The sequence below is a fragment of the Ruegeria lacuscaerulensis genome, from assembly GCF_013033355.1.
In the GTDB taxonomy this organism is placed as follows: Bacteria; Pseudomonadota; Alphaproteobacteria; order Rhodobacterales; family Rhodobacteraceae; genus Ruegeria; species Ruegeria lacuscaerulensis_A.
Genome location: NZ_WQDY01000002.1, coordinates 1 through 20,570, shown reverse-complemented (window position 1 = coordinate 20,570; position 20,570 = coordinate 1). Strand labels below are relative to the sequence as shown.

General features: G+C 56.3%; 21 protein-coding genes and 1 tRNA gene. 11 read left to right on the top strand and 11 right to left on the bottom strand.

Going from position 1 to position 20,570, the window contains the following annotated elements; translation table 11 throughout:
- The first annotated feature begins 8 nt into the window (after nt 1-8).
- Genes GOW48_RS03465 through GOW48_RS03450 form a run of 4 tightly spaced genes read left to right on the top strand, consistent with a single transcriptional unit; the run spans nt 9 to nt 3,933 of the window.
- The gene (locus GOW48_RS03465; protein ID WP_170751436.1) at nt 9-1,427 is read left to right on the top strand and encodes a circularly permuted type 2 ATP-grasp protein; all 1,419 of its coding nucleotides are present in this window, start codon (nt 9-11) and stop codon (nt 1,425-1,427) included.
- Between the two features lie 2 nt (nt 1,428-1,429).
- Nucleotides 1,430-2,371, top strand: a complete 942-nt coding sequence (locus GOW48_RS03460; protein ID WP_170751434.1) for an alpha-E domain-containing protein — start codon at nt 1,430-1,432, stop codon at nt 2,369-2,371.
- A 3-nt stretch (nt 2,372-2,374) separates the two neighbouring features.
- Nucleotides 2,375-3,172 (top strand): transglutaminase family protein, encoded by a 798-nt coding sequence (locus tag GOW48_RS03455; RefSeq protein ID WP_170751432.1) that lies wholly within the window; start codon nt 2,375-2,377, stop codon nt 3,170-3,172.
- 11 nt (nt 3,173-3,183) lie between these two features.
- Nucleotides 3,184-3,933, top strand: coding sequence for a proteasome-type protease (locus GOW48_RS03450; protein WP_170751430.1), 750 nt, complete (start codon nt 3,184-3,186; stop codon nt 3,931-3,933).
- Between the two features lie 1,162 nt (nt 3,934-5,095).
- On the opposite strand, the gene GOW48_RS22760 is transcribed toward GOW48_RS03450, so the two are convergent.
- The 3 genes from GOW48_RS22760 to GOW48_RS03435 form a co-directional block, all read right to left on the bottom strand.
- The gene (locus GOW48_RS22760) at nt 5,096-5,302 is read right to left on the bottom strand and encodes a DUF6538 domain-containing protein (RefSeq protein ID WP_414478908.1); all 207 of its coding nucleotides are present in this window, start codon (nt 5,300-5,302) and stop codon (nt 5,096-5,098) included.
- Between the two features lie 62 nt (nt 5,303-5,364).
- Nucleotides 5,365-5,440 (bottom strand) — tRNA-Val (locus GOW48_RS03440).
- A 62-nt stretch (nt 5,441-5,502) separates the two neighbouring features.
- Complete coding sequence (locus tag GOW48_RS03435) at nt 5,503-6,756, bottom strand: aminotransferase class V-fold PLP-dependent enzyme (protein ID WP_170751426.1); 1,254 nt, start codon at nt 6,754-6,756, stop codon at nt 5,503-5,505.
- Between the two features lie 225 nt (nt 6,757-6,981).
- Between GOW48_RS03435 and modA the strand changes: the two genes are divergently transcribed.
- The 5 genes from modA (at nt 6,982) to GOW48_RS03410 (ending at nt 10,597) form a co-directional block, all read left to right on the top strand.
- Nucleotides 6,982-7,761 carry a molybdate ABC transporter substrate-binding protein gene (gene modA / locus GOW48_RS03430; RefSeq protein ID WP_170751424.1) on the top strand — a complete coding sequence of 260 codons (780 nt, stop codon included), beginning with the start codon at nt 6,982-6,984 and terminating at the stop codon, nt 7,759-7,761.
- A gap of 3 nt (nt 7,762-7,764) precedes the next feature.
- Complete coding sequence (modB, locus tag GOW48_RS03425; RefSeq protein WP_170751422.1) at nt 7,765-8,457, top strand: molybdate ABC transporter permease subunit; 693 nt, start codon at nt 7,765-7,767, stop codon at nt 8,455-8,457.
- Entirely contained in the window at nt 8,454-9,551 is a 1,098-nt protein-coding gene (gene modC, locus GOW48_RS03420) for a molybdenum ABC transporter ATP-binding protein (RefSeq protein WP_170751420.1), read from the top strand. The genes modB and modC overlap by 4 nt, the downstream gene beginning before the upstream one ends.
- A gap of 84 nt (nt 9,552-9,635) precedes the next feature.
- Nucleotides 9,636-10,043: a hypothetical protein gene (locus GOW48_RS03415; protein ID WP_170751418.1), complete on the top strand. Its 408-nt coding sequence runs from the start codon at nt 9,636-9,638 to the stop codon at nt 10,041-10,043.
- A gap of 140 nt (nt 10,044-10,183) precedes the next feature.
- The gene (locus GOW48_RS03410; protein WP_331251862.1) at nt 10,184-10,597 is read left to right on the top strand and encodes a hypothetical protein; all 414 of its coding nucleotides are present in this window, start codon (nt 10,184-10,186) and stop codon (nt 10,595-10,597) included.
- On the opposite strand, the gene hemF is transcribed toward GOW48_RS03410, so the two are convergent.
- Genes hemF through clpS form a run of 4 tightly spaced genes read right to left on the bottom strand, consistent with a single transcriptional unit; the run spans nt 10,598 to nt 13,653 of the window.
- Nucleotides 10,598-11,482 carry an oxygen-dependent coproporphyrinogen oxidase gene (hemF, locus tag GOW48_RS03405; protein ID WP_170751416.1) on the bottom strand — a complete coding sequence of 295 codons (885 nt, stop codon included), beginning with the start codon at nt 11,480-11,482 and terminating at the stop codon, nt 10,598-10,600. It lies immediately after the preceding gene.
- 4 nt (nt 11,483-11,486) lie between these two features.
- Entirely contained in the window at nt 11,487-12,284 is a 798-nt protein-coding gene (locus GOW48_RS03400) for an SDR family NAD(P)-dependent oxidoreductase (RefSeq protein WP_170356805.1), read from the bottom strand.
- A 37-nt stretch (nt 12,285-12,321) separates the two neighbouring features.
- Complete coding sequence (locus GOW48_RS03395; RefSeq protein WP_170751414.1) at nt 12,322-13,287, bottom strand: class I SAM-dependent methyltransferase; 966 nt, start codon at nt 13,285-13,287, stop codon at nt 12,322-12,324.
- Nucleotides 13,288-13,311: 24 nt separating this feature from the next.
- The gene (gene clpS / locus GOW48_RS03390; protein WP_170356801.1) at nt 13,312-13,653 is read right to left on the bottom strand and encodes an ATP-dependent Clp protease adapter ClpS; all 342 of its coding nucleotides are present in this window, start codon (nt 13,651-13,653) and stop codon (nt 13,312-13,314) included.
- A 93-nt stretch (nt 13,654-13,746) separates the two neighbouring features.
- On the opposite strand from clpS, the gene GOW48_RS03385 reads away from it, so the two are divergent.
- Together GOW48_RS03385 and GOW48_RS03380 are read left to right on the top strand one after the other, a co-directional pair.
- Complete coding sequence (locus GOW48_RS03385) at nt 13,747-14,448, top strand: HAD family hydrolase (RefSeq protein WP_170751412.1); 702 nt, start codon at nt 13,747-13,749, stop codon at nt 14,446-14,448.
- A 281-nt stretch (nt 14,449-14,729) separates the two neighbouring features.
- Nucleotides 14,730-16,106 (top strand): D-alanyl-D-alanine carboxypeptidase family protein, encoded by a 1,377-nt coding sequence (locus tag GOW48_RS03380; RefSeq protein WP_170751409.1) that lies wholly within the window; start codon nt 14,730-14,732, stop codon nt 16,104-16,106.
- 150 nt (nt 16,107-16,256) lie between these two features.
- Here GOW48_RS03380 and GOW48_RS03375 read toward each other — a convergent pair whose 3' ends face one another.
- From GOW48_RS03375 to GOW48_RS03360, 4 genes are all read right to left on the bottom strand, one after another.
- Nucleotides 16,257-17,504 (bottom strand): hypothetical protein, encoded by a 1,248-nt coding sequence (locus GOW48_RS03375; protein ID WP_170751408.1) that lies wholly within the window; start codon nt 17,502-17,504, stop codon nt 16,257-16,259.
- A 150-nt stretch (nt 17,505-17,654) separates the two neighbouring features.
- The gene (locus tag GOW48_RS03370; protein ID WP_170751406.1) at nt 17,655-18,416 is read right to left on the bottom strand and encodes a LamB/YcsF family protein; all 762 of its coding nucleotides are present in this window, start codon (nt 18,414-18,416) and stop codon (nt 17,655-17,657) included.
- A 13-nt stretch (nt 18,417-18,429) separates the two neighbouring features.
- A complete protein-coding gene (locus tag GOW48_RS03365; RefSeq protein WP_170751404.1) occupies nt 18,430-19,428 on the bottom strand; it encodes a 5-oxoprolinase subunit C family protein in 999 nt (332 codons plus the stop codon).
- Nucleotides 19,425-20,180 carry a 5-oxoprolinase subunit B family protein gene (locus tag GOW48_RS03360; protein ID WP_170751402.1) on the bottom strand — a complete coding sequence of 252 codons (756 nt, stop codon included), beginning with the start codon at nt 20,178-20,180 and terminating at the stop codon, nt 19,425-19,427. The genes GOW48_RS03365 and GOW48_RS03360 overlap by 4 nt, the downstream gene beginning before the upstream one ends.
- Nucleotides 20,181-20,570: the final 390 nt, after the last annotated feature.

Sequence of the window (20,570 nt, the reverse complement as noted above, 5' to 3'; positions counted from 1 at the left end):
CTCAAAGCATGAGTGTGTATTTTGATGAAATGTTCAACGGCGATGGGTCACTCAGAGGTCCATACGAAGAGATCGGCCGCTGGTTCAACGCGGAAGACGTATCACGACTGAGGGCGAAACAGCGCGAAGCCGAAGAGGTTTTCAGGCTGACGGGCATAACTTTTAACGTCTACGGCAAAGCCGAGGCTGAGGAACGCCTTATACCGTTTGATATCGTGCCACGAGTCATTTCAGCGCGCGAATGGCAGCGGCTGGAACGCGGTATCGAACAGCGGGTGCGGGCAATCAACGCATTTCTCCACGACATTTATCACCGTCAGGAAATAGTCCGGGCCGGGCGTGTGCCGGCTGAGATGATTGCCGGAAACGAAGCGTTCCTGCCGCAGATGCTTGGCGTCTCACCGCCCGGTCAGGTTTATACGCACATTGTCGGCGTCGATCTGGTGCGAACCGGCCCAGACGAGTTTTTCGTTCTGGAAGACAACGCCCGAACGCCATCCGGGGTCAGCTATATGCTGGAGAACCGGGAGACGATGCTAAAGATGTTCCCTGAGCTTTTTAGCGCGACCAACGTTCGGAATGTTTCTGACTACCCCCGCAATCTAAGACGGTCGCTGGCAGCCTGTGCACCGGCTTGTGCAGACGGGGAACCCACTGTCGCGGTATTAACCCCGGGCATCTATAACTCGGCTTACTACGAACATGCGTTCCTCGCAGATCAGATGGCCGTGGAATTGGTCGAAGGTCACGATCTGCGGGTTGTCGACGGACGTGTCTGCATGCGCACCACCAGAGGCTATACACCCATCGACGTGCTTTATCGCCGGGTTGATGACGACTTCCTGGATCCGCTGAACTTCAACCCTGATAGCGCATTGGGCGTGCCAGGCATTTTGGACGTATACCGCGCTGGCGGCATCACGATCGCCAACGCGCCGGGAACAGGCATAGCCGATGACAAGGCTATTTATTCCTACATGCCCGAGATCGTTGAGTTCTACACGGGCGAGAAGCCTCTGCTTCAGAATGTTCCTACCTGGCGGTGTAGCGACCCCGACTCTTTGTCTTATGTACTGGACAATCTTTCCGAGCTTGTAGTGAAAGAAGTGCACGGGTCTGGCGGCTACGGGATGCTGATCGGCCCGACTGCCAACAAGAAAGAGATTTCAGCTTTCCGCGACAAGCTCATATCGAGGCCAGCGAACTATATTGCTCAGCCGACATTGTCGCTTTCGACGGTGCCGATCTTCGCGCGTTCTGGGCTGGCCCCCAGACATGTCGATCTGCGTCCTTTCGTTTTGGTTTCACCCGAAGGGGTCAAGATCACCCCCGGCGGCCTGACCCGCGTGGCTCTTAAGAAAGGGTCGCTGGTCGTGAATTCAAGCCAGGGTGGCGGGACCAAAGACACCTGGGTTCTGGAGGACTGACCATGCTGGGAAAAACTGCTGGTGGGTTGTTCTGGATGTCCCGGTATCTTGAGCGAGCGGAAAATACGGCGAGGCTGCTTGAAACAGGTCAGAGAATGGCGTTGACCCGTACCAAAAACTCTGCCGAGGAATGGGGTTCGGTTCTAAAAACGGCCGGTGTTCTGGATGGGTACCACGCTAAGTATGACGAGATTTCAAAGGACAATGCGGTCGATTGGGTGCTGCGTGACGCTGATAACCCATCCTCGATCAAGTCGGTTATCAAGCAAGCCCGAGACAACGCGCGCCTTGTTCGGACAGCGCTCACCCATGATGTCTGGAGCGCAGTGAACTCCACCTGGATGCAGATCGACGAGGTGATGAAACGACGCGTGAATGAGCGGGACTTACCTGCAACGTTGGAACTCATTCGACAACAGGCGGCTCTGGTCCGTGGTGCCACTTTGGGGACCATGCTGCGTAACGACATTTTCGATTTCACCCGCATCGGGACTTTTGTCGAACGGGCGGACAATACTGGGCGCATTTTGGACGTGAAGTACTATGTTCTTCTGCCCACAGCCTTCTCGGTCGGCTCATCACTGGACAACATCCAATGGGAAAGCATTCTCCGTTCCGTCGGCGCTGGTGGAGGGTATCGGATGACCCATGGTGAGAAAACTCGGCCGTCTGATATTGCTCAGTTTTTGATACTGGATCAGCGGATGCCTCGCAGTTTGCACTTCTGCTGCAGAAAGATTCAGGAAAACTTGTCCTACCTGAAGAAAGACTACGGCTTTGCTGGGCCTTCGTGCGAGGCATCAAATGCTCTCTACAAGAAATACCTGGATCAGAAAATTTCCGATATTTTTGAATTCGGTCTGCATGAGTACATTCAGGATTTTCTGACCGATCTCGGCAATTTGAGCCGTCAGATCGAGATTGATTACAGGTTCTACGAGTAGCCAATGAAACTGCACATTCGACACGAGACACGATACGATTTCGACGCGCCGGTTCCCTTCGGTCTGCAACAGCTGCGGAAAACACCAAAGTCATTTCGAAACCAGAGCATTGTGAGTTGGAGCACCCAGATCACCGGTGGGCATAAAGAGCTGACATTTGAAGACTACCACCGCAACACGGTGGAATTGATCAGTTTCGAAACAAACACCCAAAGCATCTCGTTGATCTCCGAAGGCATTGTTGAAGTGAAAGACACGCACGGCGTTCTGGGGCGTCACGAAGGGTCGACGCCCTTGTGGTTATTCAAAAGAAGCACTCCGCAGACATCGCCGGGGAAAAGAGTTGCAGAGCTGATAAGCGCATTGCCCAACGGCGAACCGCTGGAGCAGATGCATACACTGTCCGAAAGAATTCGAGCTACGGTCTCGTACGAAATTGGAAGTTCACACCCGGGCTGGAGCGCAGAAGATGCCCTCAAAGCCGAGCGCGGCGTGTGTCAGGACCATGCGCACATCTTCATTACCTGCGCCCGACAGCTCGGAGTGCCAGCACGCTACGTCTCGGGCTACTTGATGATGAACGAAACGGAGCTGCAGGACGCGACCCATGCCTGGGCCGAAGTTCATTTGGACGGGCTTGGGTGGGTCGGATTTGACGTCTCAAACGGGATTTCGCCAGATGATCGATACGTACGCGTCGCAACCGGTCTGGACTATGCCCAAGCCGCCCCGGTAATAGGGAACAGAATTGGGACAGCGGGCGAGCAATTGACAGTGCAGTTGCAAGTCGCACAGCAATAACGGAGACATGAATGACCTATGCTGTCGGCATGCGGTTGAACCGCGGGTTGGTATTTATGTCCGATACGCGCACGAATGCCGGCGTCGACAATGTTTCAACCTTCAACAAGATGTTCAACTGGACAGTCGAAGGTGACCGGTCGATCATAATCCTAACGGCCGGAAACCTGGCCACTACTCAGGCAACGATAAGTCTCCTAGAAGAAAGAACAAAAGCGCCGGCAGATCGTTCACCATCGATCTTAGAAGCACCGACAATGTTTCAAGTTGCGCAACTGGTCGCGGCTACGCTGAACGACGTCATCGAGGAGCATGCCCGGTCCGGTCAGCAAGCTGACAGCGCTTTTCACGCGACGCTCATTGTTGGAGGCCAGATCAAGGGCGGTCCGTCTCGCCTGTTTTTGATCTACCCTGAAGGCAATTTTATCGAGGCCGGCGACGACACCCCGTTCTTTCAGATCGGTGAGACAAAATATGGCCGTCCTATTCTGGTGCGAGCCTACGATCCGGAAATGAGTTTTCCAGAAACCGTGAAACTCTTGCTTGTCAGTTTTGACTCCACAATTAAGGCCAATCTGTCTGTCGGGGCGCCGCTCGACCTGCTTCTCTACGATGAAGACAGCCTTGATGGCGGTACGCGGTCAAGATTCGAAGCTGACGATCAGTACTTTCGCAGTGTTTCCGATGGATGGGGTGACGCGTTAAAATCGGCCTTGGCCAAACTTCCAGAATACAGATCGGGGCGAAGATCAAACGATTGAGCGTCCGCTTTGTCCGCGGTCCAGACGTCTGCGATAACTAAAACCGAGCAAGTGCAACGAATAGCAGCAGTGCGGGTTGCGACTGCGGCATCCAGCCAATGGGTTTAATGTCGGCAATGGGTCGTGAGTGGGGGTCCGAAGATCGCCTCCCACACGTTATCCTGCACCACCTCCGATGTCTGTTTTGAGCCCATCTTGTGAATTTGACTTTCTCGCTGCGCACGCTTGCAGCAAAGATATTTCTGCACACGCTCCAAATTGGATTTTGCAGGGCGGCGAGAAATCCAGCCGTTCTCCTGAACGAATGCATATCCCAATTGGAATTATCGCCATCAAGGTTCTTCCGGGCTTTCTCAAGCGCCTTCCCGAGATAATGATTGGGGTGTCTATCGTAGCCACCCAAAGCAATACGAGGAAACAACCTACCGATATTCTCTGGACAACTTGGCTCTACAATCGTTGCCCTTTTGGTAGCTTCCCGGAGTAGCTGACAATCCTGTGCGCCAACGATCATTACATCTCTTATTCCGGCTTCTGTCTTGCTCTGAGGGATGCTGATTTTGATGTGATCCCCTCTGTCTTTAATGTCCTTCATGTACCTCGAGCAGATTTCATTGAGCCTGCATCCAGTGACCTATAACAGTCTTACTGTGGCGTACATCCCGAACTGATATTTGAGGCCATTGTTGCCAGCGATGTACTGCAGTTTTTGAGTTTCATCTCTAGTGACAGGCCTCAGTTTCTTAACACGTAAGTGTTTCTTCTTTCTTTTTCCTGCCACACGCCTCATGAGAGAGCCAAATAGGTTCCGCATATCGGGATCAACCAAACCCCCGTGATTCAGCACACGCCAATAAGAAGCCAAGCATGATTGGCATGTTCGAAGAGAGCGACCTGAGAGTGCTAGCCCAGTTCGCTTTGAGGGAGTGGCCTTAAGGTTCTCAATGAAGCTCAGTGCCAGAGAGCGGTTTATTTCCGTGACCTGTGTGTTTCCAGAGTACGCCTCAAATGTCCTAAGATTTTGGCGGTATCTGACCCTCGTGCTGTTACTTATCCCGTCCGCTTCAGCCATCCACCTGTCGGCGGTATCTCCCACAGTATTCCCCTGCTTCGGTTTATTAGGGCCAACAACTTGAGACGCTGTTTGTCCTTCGGTGATCGCTTAAATGATTCCTTCAAAGACTCTTGGACGGCGCTTCAATGCTTCGGCTAGGTCCTGAGTTCCTAACCCTCGGACGATCTCTCGTTTGCCATCAATGTCTTGGTACTCAGTCGGTACAGCCACCCTGAGAGCGTACCCTTTGCCTCTGAGGAACAATCCTCTGGGTAGTCCAACACGGTGTTGAGGTTTCGATTCCCGTACATTCATCCTCAAATAGTCTCCAAGTTCTCGTTACAAGACCCTGAGTAAACCATTGAAAATGAAGGGAATGGTGGGTGATGAGAGACTCGAACTCCCGACATCTTCGGTGTAAACGAAGCGCTCTACCAACTGAGCTAATCACCCGTGACGGTGCATTTAGCCAAGCCAGCGCCCGGGTGCAAGAGGGTCTGGAAGAATTTATTTGATCAAGCTGTCATCTCGTTCACTGCGGCTAGCAATTGGGCGACTTCTTGTTCGGTGTTATAGTGACAAAGCGATATGCGGATGCAGTCGTTCAGCCCCAACGGGGTCAGAACGTTGCCGCTGTAGTGATCGGCTTTGCGGATGTGGGTACGGATGCCCTGGTCATTCAGGCGTGTCACAACATCGGCAGAGGGGATATCCCGCACGACAATTGAAACCAACCCTTCGCGGGCAGGGTTGTTTGCGCCGCCAAGAATTGAAACGTGCTCCATATCGCGCAGGCCTGGCAGATTGCCGATGCCGTTGATCATTGCATCTGTCAGATGCGATTCGTAGGCATGGATGGCGCGGCCAGCAGCCTCGATCCGGGCGCGGCGGTCCGTGTGGTCCGAGACCCGGTCGCCCAGCCACTCGAAATAAGCCACCACGTCGGACATGGTCGCGTAAGAACCGGTGTCGCGGGTTCCGAATTCCCACCCTTCTGACGGGGCGTCGATCAATTGGTCGTGGGGAAGGGCGGTCAGCCGGTCCGATATCCATGCAATGCCATACCCGTGGCGCGAGAACACTTTGTAGGGTGAGATTGCATAACCATCGACATTGTAGCTGTTGATATCCAACTGCCCGTGAGCCGCGTGCTGAATACCGTCCACAATGATGAAACACTCGGGCGAGACCTCACGAATGGCCCGCGCGATGGCTGCCACATCCATCCCCATACCTGTGACCGGCGAGGCGTGAACGATCGTGGCGACACAGACATCCGGAGTCATCGCAGCCCGGAATGCCTCGGCGGTGACGAGACCTGTATCGTTGTCGTGCTGGACGTTCACATAGTCCAGCCCAGCAACGGCAGCCCAGCGGTGGGCGGCGCTACGACTGGCGGGATGTTCGATGGAACTGCCGATGACCTTGCCGCCTTTGGGCGCGTTCACGCAGGCGGTGCGGATCATACGAAACAGCAGTTCGGTCCCGCTTTCACCGACAAAAAACTGACCTGAAGGCGCATTCATGAACACAGCTAAATCAGCCTTGGCGGTGTTGATGGTGTCGACAAGCGCATGGCTAGCGACGTTGTCGCGCCCCTGGTTGTCAGGGATAGCGGCGAACTTGGCCGACGTCTCGACCACGGAATTCAACGTCAGGGCCCCACCTGCGTTTTCAAAGAAAATCCGGGGCCCTTGAAAGGGACAGCTTTCGACATGGGCAAAACGCGCGCGTACGGCGTCGATCAAACCTGGGATAGTGTGCAACATGTCGGCTTTCCTGTTCCTGACTCGCGCGCAGCATCCCCGTGACACGTATCAGGATCAAGATCGTTTGCGACATTGTCGCTGAGTCTGTTGACGAAAATGGCTTGGGGCAAGGATTTTCCAGCAATCTCTGCCCTTTGGGTGAACCTGAGGCGCATCGGCGCTTGCACGCCCCCCGGTGCCTCAGATATCCCCAAGAGGACCTTAACCCCGAGGGGCGGGAATGAGATGATCCTGTCACGTCTGCTTCGTGTATTTCTTGCGGCCATCGTTCTGGCTATGTTTACACTGGCTCCGCTGCGCGCGGGGGCAGACGGCATATTGGTTTTTGCAGCAGCCAGTCTGAAGAATGCTCTGGACGAGATCGCTCCGGCGTTTGAGGCACAGACCGGACAAGAGATCACGGTTTCCTATGCGGCTTCCTCGGTTCTGGCGCGTCAGATTCAGCTGGGCGCACCGGCGGATGTATTCATTTCGGCGAATGTCGAATGGATGGATGTCCTGCAGGGCAAGGGCCTGATCGAAGCAAATAAGCGGGTCGATCTGTTGGGCAATGGGCTGGTTCTCATTGGCGGCACCTCGGCCCCCGACATGCACGAGGTGACCCCAGAAACCGATCTGGCGGGGGCTTTGGCCGGTGGGCATCTGGCCATGGCATTGGTCGATGCTGTACCCGCTGGGATCTATGGCAAGGCGGCGCTGCGCAGTCTGGACCTGTGGGATAGTGTTCAGGGGCAAGTGGCGCAAACCGACAATGTGCGTGCAGCGCTTGCTCTGGTTGCGGCAGGAGCAGCCCCCTTGGGCATTGTATACCGATCGGACGCCGTGGTCGAAGACCGCGTTCGCGTACTCGCTGAGTTTTCGTCTGATTTGCACCCTGCGATCATCTATCCGGCTGGTGTGACAACGTCTGCCCGACCAGAGGCACTTGCTTTTTTGGAGCATCTGCAATCGCCCGAAGCGCAAGAAATCTTTGAAAGGCAGGGCTTTTCCCTGCCGGAGCAATAAGCGATGGGATGGTTGGGTCCCGAAGAGCTTGAGGCCCTGAGGCTGTCATTGCGCGTATCCTTTTGGGCCACGCTGGTAACTTTGCCCTTTGGAGTTTTCACTGCTTATGCATTGGCCCGCTGGCGATTTCCGGGACGACAGGTCTTGAACGGGCTCGTGCACTTACCGTTGATCCTGCCGCCGGTAGTCACTGGCTACCTCCTCTTGCTGACCTTTGGCATTCAGGGGCCGTTGGGTCGCGCCCTGTCCGAAGTCGGAATTGTGTTCGCATTCCGTTGGACCGGTGCAGCGCTAGCGGCGGGGATCATGGCATTCCCTTTAATGGTGCGCGCGATCCGGCTGTCGATCGAAGCGGTGGACCCCAAGCTAGAGCAGGCTGGGGCTACATTGGGGGCTTCGCGCATTATGGTGTTTGCGACCGTCACTCTGCCGATGATCCTGCCGGGCGTTATCGCCGGGGCTATTCTGGCCTTTGCCAAGGCGATGGGCGAATTCGGCGCCACCATTACCTTCGTGTCCAATATCCCCGGGCAGACCCAAACGCTGCCGTCGGCGGTCTACGCCTTTCTTCAGGTTCCCGGCGGTGAAGCGGCCGCCACGCGGTTGGTTGTTATATCGGTTGTTATCGCTCTAAGCGCGCTTTTGGCGTCAGAGTTCATAGCCCGCCGTGTCGCAGCAAGGGTGGCCGGGTCATGAGCCTTTCTGTCCGATTGCGGCATGATCTGCCCAACATCAAACTGGATCTCAATTTTGATGCACCGTCCGGCGTGACTGTTTTGTTCGGACGCTCGGGCTCGGGCAAGACGACGGTTGTCAATGCCGTCGCTGGATTGCTCAAACCGACTTCGGGCCGTGTCGCGGTTGATGGATGGGAGCTGTTCGACACCGAGAAACATCTGTGGCTTCCGCCGCATAAGCGGCGTTTGGGTTATGTCTTTCAAGAGGGGCGGCTGTTCCCCCACCTGACGGTGCGCCAAAACCTGTCATACGGCCGTTGGTTCGCGCCCAAGGGCGCGCCGCGCGAGAACCCCGACAAGGTGATCGAGATGTTGGGGATCGGCCATCTGCTGGACCGCCGTCCTGCTGGCCTTTCCGGGGGCGAGAAACAGCGCGTGGCGATTGGCCGGGCCTTACTGGCCAGCTCGCGCCTGATTTTGGCAGACGAGCCGCTGGCGGCGCTGGACGATGCGCGCAAGGCCGAGATCCTGCCCTATTTCGAACGCCTCAGGGATGAGGTTTCGGTGCCCATTCTGTACGTCACACACTCTGCCGCCGAGGTGGCGCGCCTTGCGACGTCGGTTGTGGCGTTACAAGACGGAAAAGCAGTACGACACGGGCCAGCCTCAGAAGTGCTGGCCGACCCATCGGTTGCGCCTGCGGGTATTCGCGCGGTCGGGGCGGTGCTGCAAGTGCGGGTTGCCAAGCACCATTCCGATGGTCTGACCGAGTTGAACGCGGGCGGGACAAGCCTGTTCCTGCCGCGTATTCCGCATCAGATTGGCGATGACCTTCGAATCCGTATCCCCGCCCAAGAGGTCATCTTGTCCAACAAACGGCCCGAGGGTTTGTCGGCGCTGAATATGCTGGAAGGTACGGTTGACACCATTCGCGCAGGCGAAGGTCCGGGGGCGATCGTTTCAGTGAAAACTCCGGCGGGATCTGTTCTTGCTCGCATCACTCGCCGTTCGGTCGACGCGCTGGGCCTGCAACCGGGCCAGCTTTGCTATGCGGTAATCAAGACGGTTGCGCTGGCACCACAGAATGTGGGCGGGCGTGTGATTAGCGAATAGCACGTTGTGGTGCGGGAACTTTACTAGACTGTGATGTTGTCTATGCTTTGTTCTGCGGTGTTTAGTGTGAAAGGGTAAGGGATTATGCGGTTTCGGAAAATGCCTGCCATTGCGGCGATTGTATTGTTGCCAGGGGTTGCTCAGGCGATCGGTTTCGGAGTGAATCTTAATCCTGCGGTTCGGGTTGAAGTGGCGGACAAAGGCAATGGCATCTACGAGGTATCAACCCGAGGGACCACGGCGCCGGTCGCGTATTGGTGCGGTATTGGGGATTATGCGATCCGAACACTCAGAACCAAGGCGACCCAGCGGATTTACATCACGCGTGCCTATGAAAAACAAACCCGGACGGTTCAGTTTTCACTGACCCCACCAGAAGGGGTCGATACCACTCCGGGATACTCGGTCACGGTCAAACGTGTGGGCGAGAACCTGTCGGCGGGATCCGCGCAGACCTATTGCTATGACAATTTCCTCGATTTCGGATTCTGAGGCCCTAAAGGCTTTGCTGGGATTCATCACGACTGAATGACGCTTTTGTGTTTTGCCAGCGCTTTGCGGTTCAACAACGCTGCGTAGTCAAGGGATGCGGCCAATGAGGGCTGCTGTGACTTGCGCAGAGGTAATCGACCGTGAAACTCTTTAAATGTATGCCTTTAGCTTTTGCGCTGCTTCTCTGTGCGGAAGCTCAGGCGGATCAGCCGGGTATTGGTATATTCCCCACCTTTCAAGTTCACGTGACGCCATTACAAACGGGCAATTTTGAAGTTAATGTGGTCGGGTCATCAGTTGCGTTGGCGTATTGGTGCGGGATTGGGGACTATGCGATCAGGACACTGGGAACTGAGTCGACCCGGCGTATCTATCTTTCAAAGCCATATGAGCCCGGTATTCGAACCGTAGAGTTTTCCCTGGACCCGCAAGTTGAGCCCGACACGACATCCAAACATTCGATCACCGTGAAGTATGTGGGCGAAAATTACTCGGCATCCAAGGCTGAAAGCTATTGTTACGACGCTGTTCTGGATATCAGGATGAAGAAGTAATCACACCCATTTCGCCAGTGGAGGCAGGCTCATCAAAACGGCATCTGGGTCGTGGCCGGTTTCCAGTCCGAACTTGGTGCCTCGGTCGTAGACAAGGTTGTACTCGGCATACAGACCACGATGCACCAGTTGAGTGTTTTTGTCTGGATCATCAAACCCATGCACCCGGCGCTTTTCGACCAAGGGCAGGAAGGCGGGCAAAAAGGCGCGGCCGATATCCTGCGTCAGTGCGAAATCGGCGCTCCAGTCGCCGGTACAGTAGTCATCCATGAAGATGCCGCCCACACCGCGCGCGCGTTTGCGGTGCGGGATGTAGAAATACTCATCCGCCCAGTCCTTGAGGCGCGGGTAATGCGCCGGCCCATGCGGGTCCAAATGCGCCTTTTGCGTGGCGTGGAAATGGGCGGTGTCGTCGTCATATTCGATACACGGGTTCAGGTCAGACCCGCCGCCGAACCACCAGGCGTGGGGCGTCCAGAACATACGGGTATTCATATGCACCGCTGGTACGTGCGGGTTCTGCATATGCGCCACAAGCGAAATGCCCGAGGCCCAGAAGCGCGGGTCTTCGGTCATGCCCGGAATGCCTTTGCGCGCAGCCATAGCCTGCTGCGCGCGATCGCCCAGCGTGCCGTAAACGGTCGAGATATTGACGCCCACTTTCTCAAACACGCGCCCGCCGCGCATCACCGACATCAAACCGCCGCCCGCATCTGATCCGTCGTCTGATTGGCGGGTGGTTTCCTTCACTTCGAAGCGGCCGGGGGTGGCGTCGGAAAACGGCCCAGTGTCGTGGCTGTCTTCCAGGGCTTCGAACGCAGTTACGATCTGGTCGCGCAGGGTGCGGAACCACGCGGAGGCGGTGGATTTTTCGGTGTCAAACATGGGGTCAGTGCGCCGGTGCTGCGACGGGGTCCAGCAGGGTGCGACCTCCGTCAATGGTCAGGATTTGCCCGGTGATGAAACCTGCCGCGTCCGAGGCCAGAAACTGCGCCGTCTCGGTCAGTTCGGTGGGGGCGGCAATGCGGGCCAACGGGGTGTGCTTTTCGATATCGTCTCGGAAATCGCGGTTTTCCTTGAGCGTTGACTGCAACGAGGCGCTCATGACCGAACCCAGCGCGATCGAGTTCACGCGGATGCGGTGCGGGGCGAAAGCCACGGCCAGTGACCGCGTCATCTGATCCAGCGCAGCGGTCGAGACGGAATAGGCCATCAGATCCGGATGTGTTCGACGTGCGGCTATCGAAGACAGGTTGATAATCGATCCGGCAGGGCCGTCTCCTTCTCCGGATTGTTTGATCATGCGTTTGGCGACAGCCTGGCTGAGACGCAGGGCTGGCATCAAATTCTGATTCAGCAGGGTCTTGACCGAGTCGTCATCTGTATCCAACGGATCGGACGGGATAACCTGCCGCGACCCGTTGATCAGGATATCCACCTGATCAAAGGCGTCTATCGTGGCGGAAAGCAGGTTTGCGATGGTTAGCTTTTCCCGTAAATCGCCGGCGAAAAAGCGGATATTGCTGTCGTCGGCTTGCTCGCCCAACTCGTCGGTCAGCCGCTTTTCATCCATGTCGGCAAACATCACATTGGCACCCGCATCCGCGAAGTGCCGCCCAATGGCCAACCCGACGCCATTGGCGCCACCGGTGACGATGGCGGTCTTGCCTGCTATGGAAAAGGACATGCGTTGTCTCCCTGAGTTGCGCGCAGATTAACCGGGATCACCGCCGAGGGCGAGAGGCATGGAACACCTTGAACCGGTTGTCGCCAGTGACTTCGTCGACGCGCGAGAAAGCTTCGTTCAGCGTGGTTTCGTAAGGCAGGTGGCGGTTGGCCACCATCCACAGCTCACCATGTTTTGCCAAGTTACGTGCGGCGGATCGAATAAAGCCCTGACCCAGCGCGGGGTCTGCGCTGCGCGAAGTGTGAAAGGGTGGGTTCATAACGACCGCGTCCAGCCCCTCGGGTGCGCGCCACGTTACCGCGTCGGCCCAGTGAAAAGTCGCCCGGTCATCGGTGATATTGGTCTTGGCACAAGTCAGGGCGATGTGGTCGGCCTCAACCAAGTATAGGGCGCGTAACCCCTGTTTTTGCAACACGTTGGCAGACAGATACCCCCAGCCCGCACCCAGATCCGCCACCCGTGCGCCCAATTTTGCGGGCAGGACGCCCAGCAACAGGGCCGAGGCCGGGTCCACTCCGTCCGCCGAAAACACACCGGGCGCGGTCGTAAACCCGTCCACCATTTGCCCATGGGGCGCGGCCCAGTCGGCGAAAGCCTCTGGATCAGAGGCAAACCAGAAGATTTTGCCATGCGCTTTGGAAATTGGCCCTTCGACCGGCACACGCTTTCGGATGTCCTTCAGCAGGCTGTCCACCCCATCGGTTTTGGCCCCGTCCACCACAACCGTACCCTTGGCGCGCAGGCAGGCTTGTTGAACAAGGCTGCGGGCCAAAGCTTTTGCGCGGGGCAGGAATATCACCGCATCCTGGCATGGATCACGGGTCTCGGGGATAACGTCAAAACCTTGTGCCGCGAAATGATCATGGAACGGTTTGAAGGGCTGTACCACCTGCGTATCGCGAGGCAGTTGGGACAGGTCATGGGCTGGTGTCGGCCCGATCACCGTCAGCGGCTGTGACAGCGAAAGGCCGCTGTTCAGGGCAAGATCAAGGCGAGGGGACATACGCGTTCGTTGGAAGAGCAGACGCTACTCTTCGCGTTCCATTGTGCATTGCAGGGGGTGCTGGTGTCGGCGAGCAAAGTCCATCACCTGACCCACTTTGGTCTCGGCGATCTCGTGGCTGAATACGCCAACCACGGCGACGCCTTTCTTGTGCACGGTCAGCATGATCTCGAACGCTTCGGCGTGGGTCATGCCGAAAAAGCGCTCCAGCACGTGCACAACGAACTCCATCGGGGTGTAGTCGTCATTCAGCAGCAGCACCTTGTAGAGCGGCGGGCGCTTGGTTTTAGGGCGCGTTTGAATTAGGACGGACGAGTCGCCGTCGTCGTCCGAATTGTCAGACATCATCCAAGGGTTTTCAAACATTGCGCGCAAAAGTCCGATTCAGGCTTCGGTTTATCTGAGCGGTTATATAACGTCCTAGGGGCCAGAGAAAAGAGCCAGCAGGACGTAATCGCAATGGAAGACAAGCTGACCATCGTTGGGTTTGATGCTGATGACACGTTGTGGCACAACGAACGGTTCTTTCAACTGACGCAGGCCTATTTCGCCGATCTGCTGGCGGACCATGCCGATCGGGATCATCTGATGGATCGTCTGCTTGCTGCAGAAAGACGCAACATCCGACACTATGGGTATGGAATCAAAGGCTTCATTCTGTCGATGATCGAAACCGCGATCGAGGTCACCGAAGATCGTGTACCGGCTTCGGTCATTCGTCAGTTGATCGACGCGGGGCAAGACATGTTAGCCCATCCGATCGAACTGCTGCCCCATGCCCGCGAAGCGGTCGAAGCAGTCGGGGCGACTCACAAGGTTGTGCTGATCACCAAAGGCGACCTGATTGATCAAGAAAGGAAGCTGGCGCAATCTGGTTTGGGCGAGCTTTTTGACGAGGTCGAGATCGTTTCGGAGAAAACGGCTGAAACCTATCATGAAATATTTGCGCGCCATGGAACCGGCCCTACCCAAGCGATGATGGTTGGCAATTCGATGCGATCCGACGTCGTGGCTCCGATCGAGGCTGGCTGCTGGGGGGTCTACGTCCCCCATGGGCTGGTCTGGGAGATCGAAAAAGCCGAAGTCCCCACCTGTTCGAACCGGTACAAGGAATTGCGGGATCTGGGTGAGTTGGCGAGCCTTGTTCGCACGCTTGCATGATGTTGCCGAATGGTCCCAGTTACAAAAAATTGAATAGGCTATGTGCGGCGGCACCAGATCGGAGGACGATTTGGTGGTTGAGGTGCGCAGGTCGACCATATGTTGTGGGTGACTGCGCGCCGAAAGAAAGATCGAATTTACCAGCTTTCGGTTTATTTCGGACGTTCTCTGTGTTAGCCTTACGGGTAATAAAATAAATTAATTGCTGACCGGGAAAACCCGGCGGCCCGAGGTAGACAGAGGCAAAGATCGTGCAGGTTCGGCGGACAGTTCCGGCCCGAATGGGCTTATTTCTTTTAGCATTCGTGTGGCTGCTTTCTTTTGCGCCGTTGCAATCGGTTGCCGCGCCCTATGCGGCGATGGTGATTGACGCGCGCACGGGTGAGGTTTTGCATTCGCGCAACGCGGATACCCGACTTCACCCGGCTTCGCTGACCAAGATGATGACGCTCTATATAGCGTTCGAGGCTGTCCGGAATGGTGAGATCGAGTTGGATACGCAGGTACGTATCACCAAAGCAGCTGCGGCAGAGCCTCCGTCCAAGCTAGGGTTGCGCTCGGGTCAGCGGATTGCGTTTAGGTACCTGATCCGCGCGGCCGCCGTGAAATCCGCCAATGACGCGGCGACCGCTATCGGGATTGCCATTAGTGGATCCGAGGCCGCGTTTGCACGTCGTATGACGCGCACCGCTAAAGCTATGGGTATGAGCCGCACAACCTTCAAGAATGCGCATGGATTGACCGAGTCCGGCCACTTGTCGACCGCGCGGGACATGACGACGCTGGGGCGGCATCTCCTGTATGACTATCCGCAGTATTACAACCTGTTTTCACGTCAATCGACTCATGCAGGGATCAAAACGGTTCCGAACACCAACCGCCGCCTTTTGGCCGCCTATAAGGGTGCCGATGGGATCAAGACAGGATACACACGAGCGGCGGGCTTCAATCTGGTAGCCTCGGCCAAGCGTAAGGATGAGCGGATCATCGCGACCGTCTTCGGCGGAAAATCTGGTGCATCGCGCAACGCCAAAGTGGCTGAGTTGCTGGATATGGGCTTCCGTCGCGCTCCATCCCGTGCGCCTATCCGTAAACCTGCCCGTCCGGCTTACGCTGGAAATGTGGGCCTGAATGCGCAGGTCGCGCGCCTAACCACTGCGCCAACGGCCAGCCTGCGGCCCGTGTTGCGCCGCGCAGCTGCAGTTCAAGTCGCCGGAACAGTTGCCGCAGCAGCCGCAAAAGACGAGAGCAGAATTCAGAATGGAATCGCAGCGGCAATCGCAGCGGCTGATATCCAGACCCCGGATGACGGAACGGTGCGCCCGGCACCTCGTCCTGATGATCTGGTTCTGGCGTCGACCAACCCAGCTGCTCAGCCAGAGCCGGAAAGGGAAATTGTCACCCGTCTTTCTACCTCGGGCGGGCATCTTTGGGGTGTCAATGTAGGTCGCTATACTACACGATACGAGGCCGAGAAGGTGCTGCTGAAAACCGCTTTGGCCGAAATGACCACTCTGGAAGGAACCTTACGCAAGGTGAATCAAAGCTCACGAGGTTTCGATGCGACGTTCCAGGGCATGACCCGCGAACAGGCCGATCTGGCTTGCCGCAGGTTGCAGGCCCGAAATGTCACGTGTTTCATGATTGGGCCGTCATAAGACCCGACATTCTCTCTCCTGATTGGATGGGGTTGCGAAGGAACTCCCAGCCTTTTTTTCGGAGTTTGGCTCACGTGAGAACATCCCGCGACGCGTTTGCCATTTTCGGGACATTCGTGTCCCAGAGCGTTTCGGAGATGCTTGCAGGCTTTAGTCGAACACATGACCGTGCTGGTACTGCTCATCCTGACCGGCGGCGGCGGTTAACGCGGCGACATTGTCCTTGGTGAAAAAGCCATCATATTTGTGGCAGCGTTCAATGTATTCCGTGATCAGCAGCGTGTTTTTTGAGTGTTTTGAGAATATCTGCTTGAGGTTCGGATCGTCTTTGCACTCGCCTACTACATGGGCCAGAAACGGCACGCCTTTGTCTTTGAGGGTGTTTACCACGAAATCCACATTCTTTTCACCCGCGCCATGATCGCCATCCTGAATCTCGACCGCCATGTGATGTAGGCGACGGCCGAAATTCCGGACAAAATCCTCGGTCGGCATTGGCAGTTTGGCAAAGGAATTCACGAAGGACGGCGTGTTGTTGGCGGTGAACACTTTGGCAGGTGATTTCTTGTCGTCATCTACGTTTGGGTTTCGGTTCACATTGGTGGACGAATTCATGTCGAAGATGTTGTACGCGCCCCAGAAATAGTAGGGCACCATCGTCAGGAACTCGAGGATCGCGTCCTCGCGTTCTCCGGCAAGAACACGCGTGGCGAGGTGATCAATACCTAGCATGAGCGGTGCGATATTGCTGTCAGCCCCAAACGCGGCAGCCTGATTCAGACGAGCTTGCTCACTGTCGCTCAATAGAACACGGTCGCCCAGACCGAGGCTATCCGTGTCGTTGAAGTCCAGATTGGAATAGCCAACCCGATTGCAGGTGAAATCCGAAGGTGTAGTGAACTGAAAACCCAGCAGCGTATAGAACGGGTTTTCGGTGTCGCCTGAATACTCGAACCGAATATTCTGATCCTCCAGCGTTTGGGTCAACGCAGCTAGGTCCGACGCGCCGAAGACCTCTCCGACATATCGGGTTTGCGGAGTCTTTCGGGCCAGCGGATACATGCGATTGATACGGGGAATAAAGTCTTCGAAAGCTGGGCTGAGCGGTGCCATCACGATCAGGGCAGGGTAGTCGGAATGTGAATGCAGGACCGAGAATTTATGCGTGCGCCCCAGATAGCTGGCTGTGTGGCGATAGGGCGTCATTACGTAAAGCTCGACCAGTGTGTCAAACAGCGCATCGGATTCGACCTGTATCACGATGGCCTTCATCGCCCCGACCAGATCGGCAACGCCCGAGCTGGCGCGGCGTTCGTAGATTTTTGGCAAATACTCGTTGAAGAAGTCCGAGTTTTTCTTGTCGCCGCGGGGTTCGTAGGACATCAGATCAAAAGACATAAAGCTATCTCCTTGCTCCTGCGCATTGCAGGTGGTGCAGGGTGTTGCCGGGATTGTGGCACTCAGAACATGAACTTGTGGTCATGCTAGGGGCTGAACCTCACCCCGGCAACATCGGCGGTATACGCGTGCTGTCTTAAGCCAATCTGATCAGCGGATGAATTTCGTCACCTCGACCCCGCCTGCAATCAGGTTTTCCCGCACCGAAGCTGCGATTTGCACCGCCGTAGGGCCGTCCCCGTGCAGACATATTGTGTCGATCGAGGTTTCCAGTCGTTTGCCGGATTCGGTGATGATGGCCCCTTCGCGCACCATGTTCAGGATGCGTGGCCCGGCAAGTTCAGGGTCGTGAATGACTGCTCCGGGCAGGCTTCGATCCACCAGCGTTCCGTCGTCATTGTAAGCGCGGTCGGCAAAGATCTCTCCGACCCATTTGCAGCCAAGGTCGCGTACAGCTTCTTCCTGTTTGGTGACGGCCAGCACCATGATGATGATATCGGGATCCACGTCCAGCGCGCCCAGATAACACGCTCGTGCCATATCCACGTCGACCGAGCACATGTTGGCCAACGCGCCGTGTAATTTCAGGTGCCGGACCTGCGTTCCAACGGCCTTGGCCATACCTAAAGCCGCCCCCAATTGATACCGCACCAGATTGCGCAGGGACGCATGGGGGATTTTCATATTTCTGCGGCCGAAGCCCTGCAGATCAGGAAAGCCGGGATGTGCGCCGATACCGACGCCGTTTTCAGCGGCCAGTTTCATCGTCTGCGCCATCACATCCCAATCACCCGCGTGAAAGCCACAAGCGATATTGGCCGAGGTGATGATCCTCAGCAGACTATCGTCATCGCCCATCTTCCAGGGGCCAAAGCTTTCCCCCATATCGGCATTCAGATCGACGCTGGGCATCGGCAAAACTCCTTTAGTCGGTGGCAGAGATCATTCCGTCGATCAATTGGTAGGACAACAGGTCCGGGATGTCATGAGGATTGCGCACCAGCGGTTCGATCTGACTGTTTAGCCGGATCAGGTCGGCAGAGTGGCGGGCCTGTAGCGTCGCAGCCTCCTCAAGCGTCACGAATTCGAACCGAATTTCAGCACCAGCTGGCGTTTGTGCCGCCCGAGGGATGTCGCAAGGCAAGACCGTGGCGATACGTGGGTAACCCCCAGTGGTCTGGCATTCCGGCAGCAGGATAAACGGGTTTCCAGTGCCGGTCATTTGGATGTCGCCGGGTGTGATGATCTCGGATAGGATATTAAGCTGCCCTTTTGCCGCAAATCCGGGTCCGTGGCTTTCCAATTGCATCCCCATGCGGTTGGCCCTTGCACCGCGCGTAAAGCTGGTGGCGGCAAACCGGTCCAGAGTACTTTGATCAAACAGGGATGTCTGAAAACTGGCGACTACATGCAAAAGTCCGCCCGAGAACCTGTCCTTTGGTCTTAACTTCCAACCAGCACGCCCCGCGCCCTTGGGGCTATTCAGCATGTCATCTTGCTGAACAACTCGCCCAATCTTCGCGGTCAGATGCGTTGAGCGGGACCCCAAAAATTCTGGCACGTCTATACCGCCACCAAGATGAAGGTAGCCATAGCTGCCACGCAGCGCAGCTCCGATCACCAATCGTTGCCCGGCCTCGATCTGATGAGAGGCATTCCACGGCACGGGACTTCCATCAATACTGGCCTGCATCGGTGCGCCAGTGAGGGCAAAATATGTGCTTTGGGTCGCTTCGAACTCTCCACCCATGCCCGCCATTTCCAACGCTGCAAGTTCCGGGCTCTGGTCCAACAACGCAGCCCCTTCGTGCAGGGCAAGGATGTCAGCAGCCCCGGATCTGGACAAACCTTGATCCAGATATCCAATACGTCCCTGGTCCTGAATTGTGCAGGCTGGGCCGATGCGCAGAACGGTCAGAGTCACTGCTTGATCTCCTGACAAGTTGCGCCGCCCGTGCCGTCGGCGTTGTTTGCGCGGATATCCTCCAACGCGTCTCGGGAAATCGGCACGAACTGCATTTCGTCGCCGGGGCGCAGGGCAAAGCTGTGTTCTGCTTCGGGGCGAAAGCATCGGAACGCGGTTTGGCCGACATGCCTCCATCCCGTCGGAGTTGGTCCTGAAAAAAGTACGAACTGCGATATTGCCAGAACCAGCGCGCCCTCGGGCACCATCGGGGTTAAATCCTGAAGTCGGGGTATGTTAAACTCGGGTCTAAGCGGGCCCAGATATGGCTGCCCCGGCGCGAACCCAATCGTCAGGACGCGGACGCGAGTTTCCGACAGGCGACGGATAGCTTCCTCGACGCTTAACCCTGCTGCGTTTGCCGCGTCGCCAAGCTGGGGTGCAAGCTCACCACCGTATACTGTTGGAACGCGCCAGAACCTGCGTCCCATGGGCATGGGCGCAGAGTACCAGTCTTGGTGGCCCAAAGCCCCGCGTACCCTGGCATCGAGGTCGGCATGTGACAAACGTTTGGTATCGAACCGTATATAAGCGGATGCCAAAGTGGCCGAGGTTTCAAGTACGCCTTCCCAGTTTTCGCTGTCGATGAGATCGCGAAACGCCAAGGCTGCCCGGTTCGAGGATTCTTCCATTGTGTCACCAAAGGAAACCAGCAAACCGTCGTATCCGACGGTGCGCACGCGCGGGAATTTATGATCGGGCACTTGGGTCATGGAATTTCGTCAATTCAGCTTGGTTGCCGTGACCTGACCGCATCCGCAGTTGATACGCAAGCATTTGAGCGCGTAGATCCACTTTTGACACGCTGTGGCTGCCGGAATCTCGCTTTTGCGCCGCAGGTTTCGACTCGCAAAGAGACGCACGAGTCGAGAGCTTCTAGTGTCTGTCGGCTTACTGCTCACTATATATAGGGTGTTGTTCGACCCGCCTTGTTGTAATCCCATACCTTGGGCTGTTGTTCGACGCTGAATTGGAGGGAAATGACGTCGAAGGGTGGTGATTAGATCGTTGTTTTAAAGGGAAAAAATAAAAGAATGCAAAAAAAATGGAATTTTTCAAATTTTCTGCTTGCGGCTTTGTGGGGTAGACCTTAGAACCCCCTT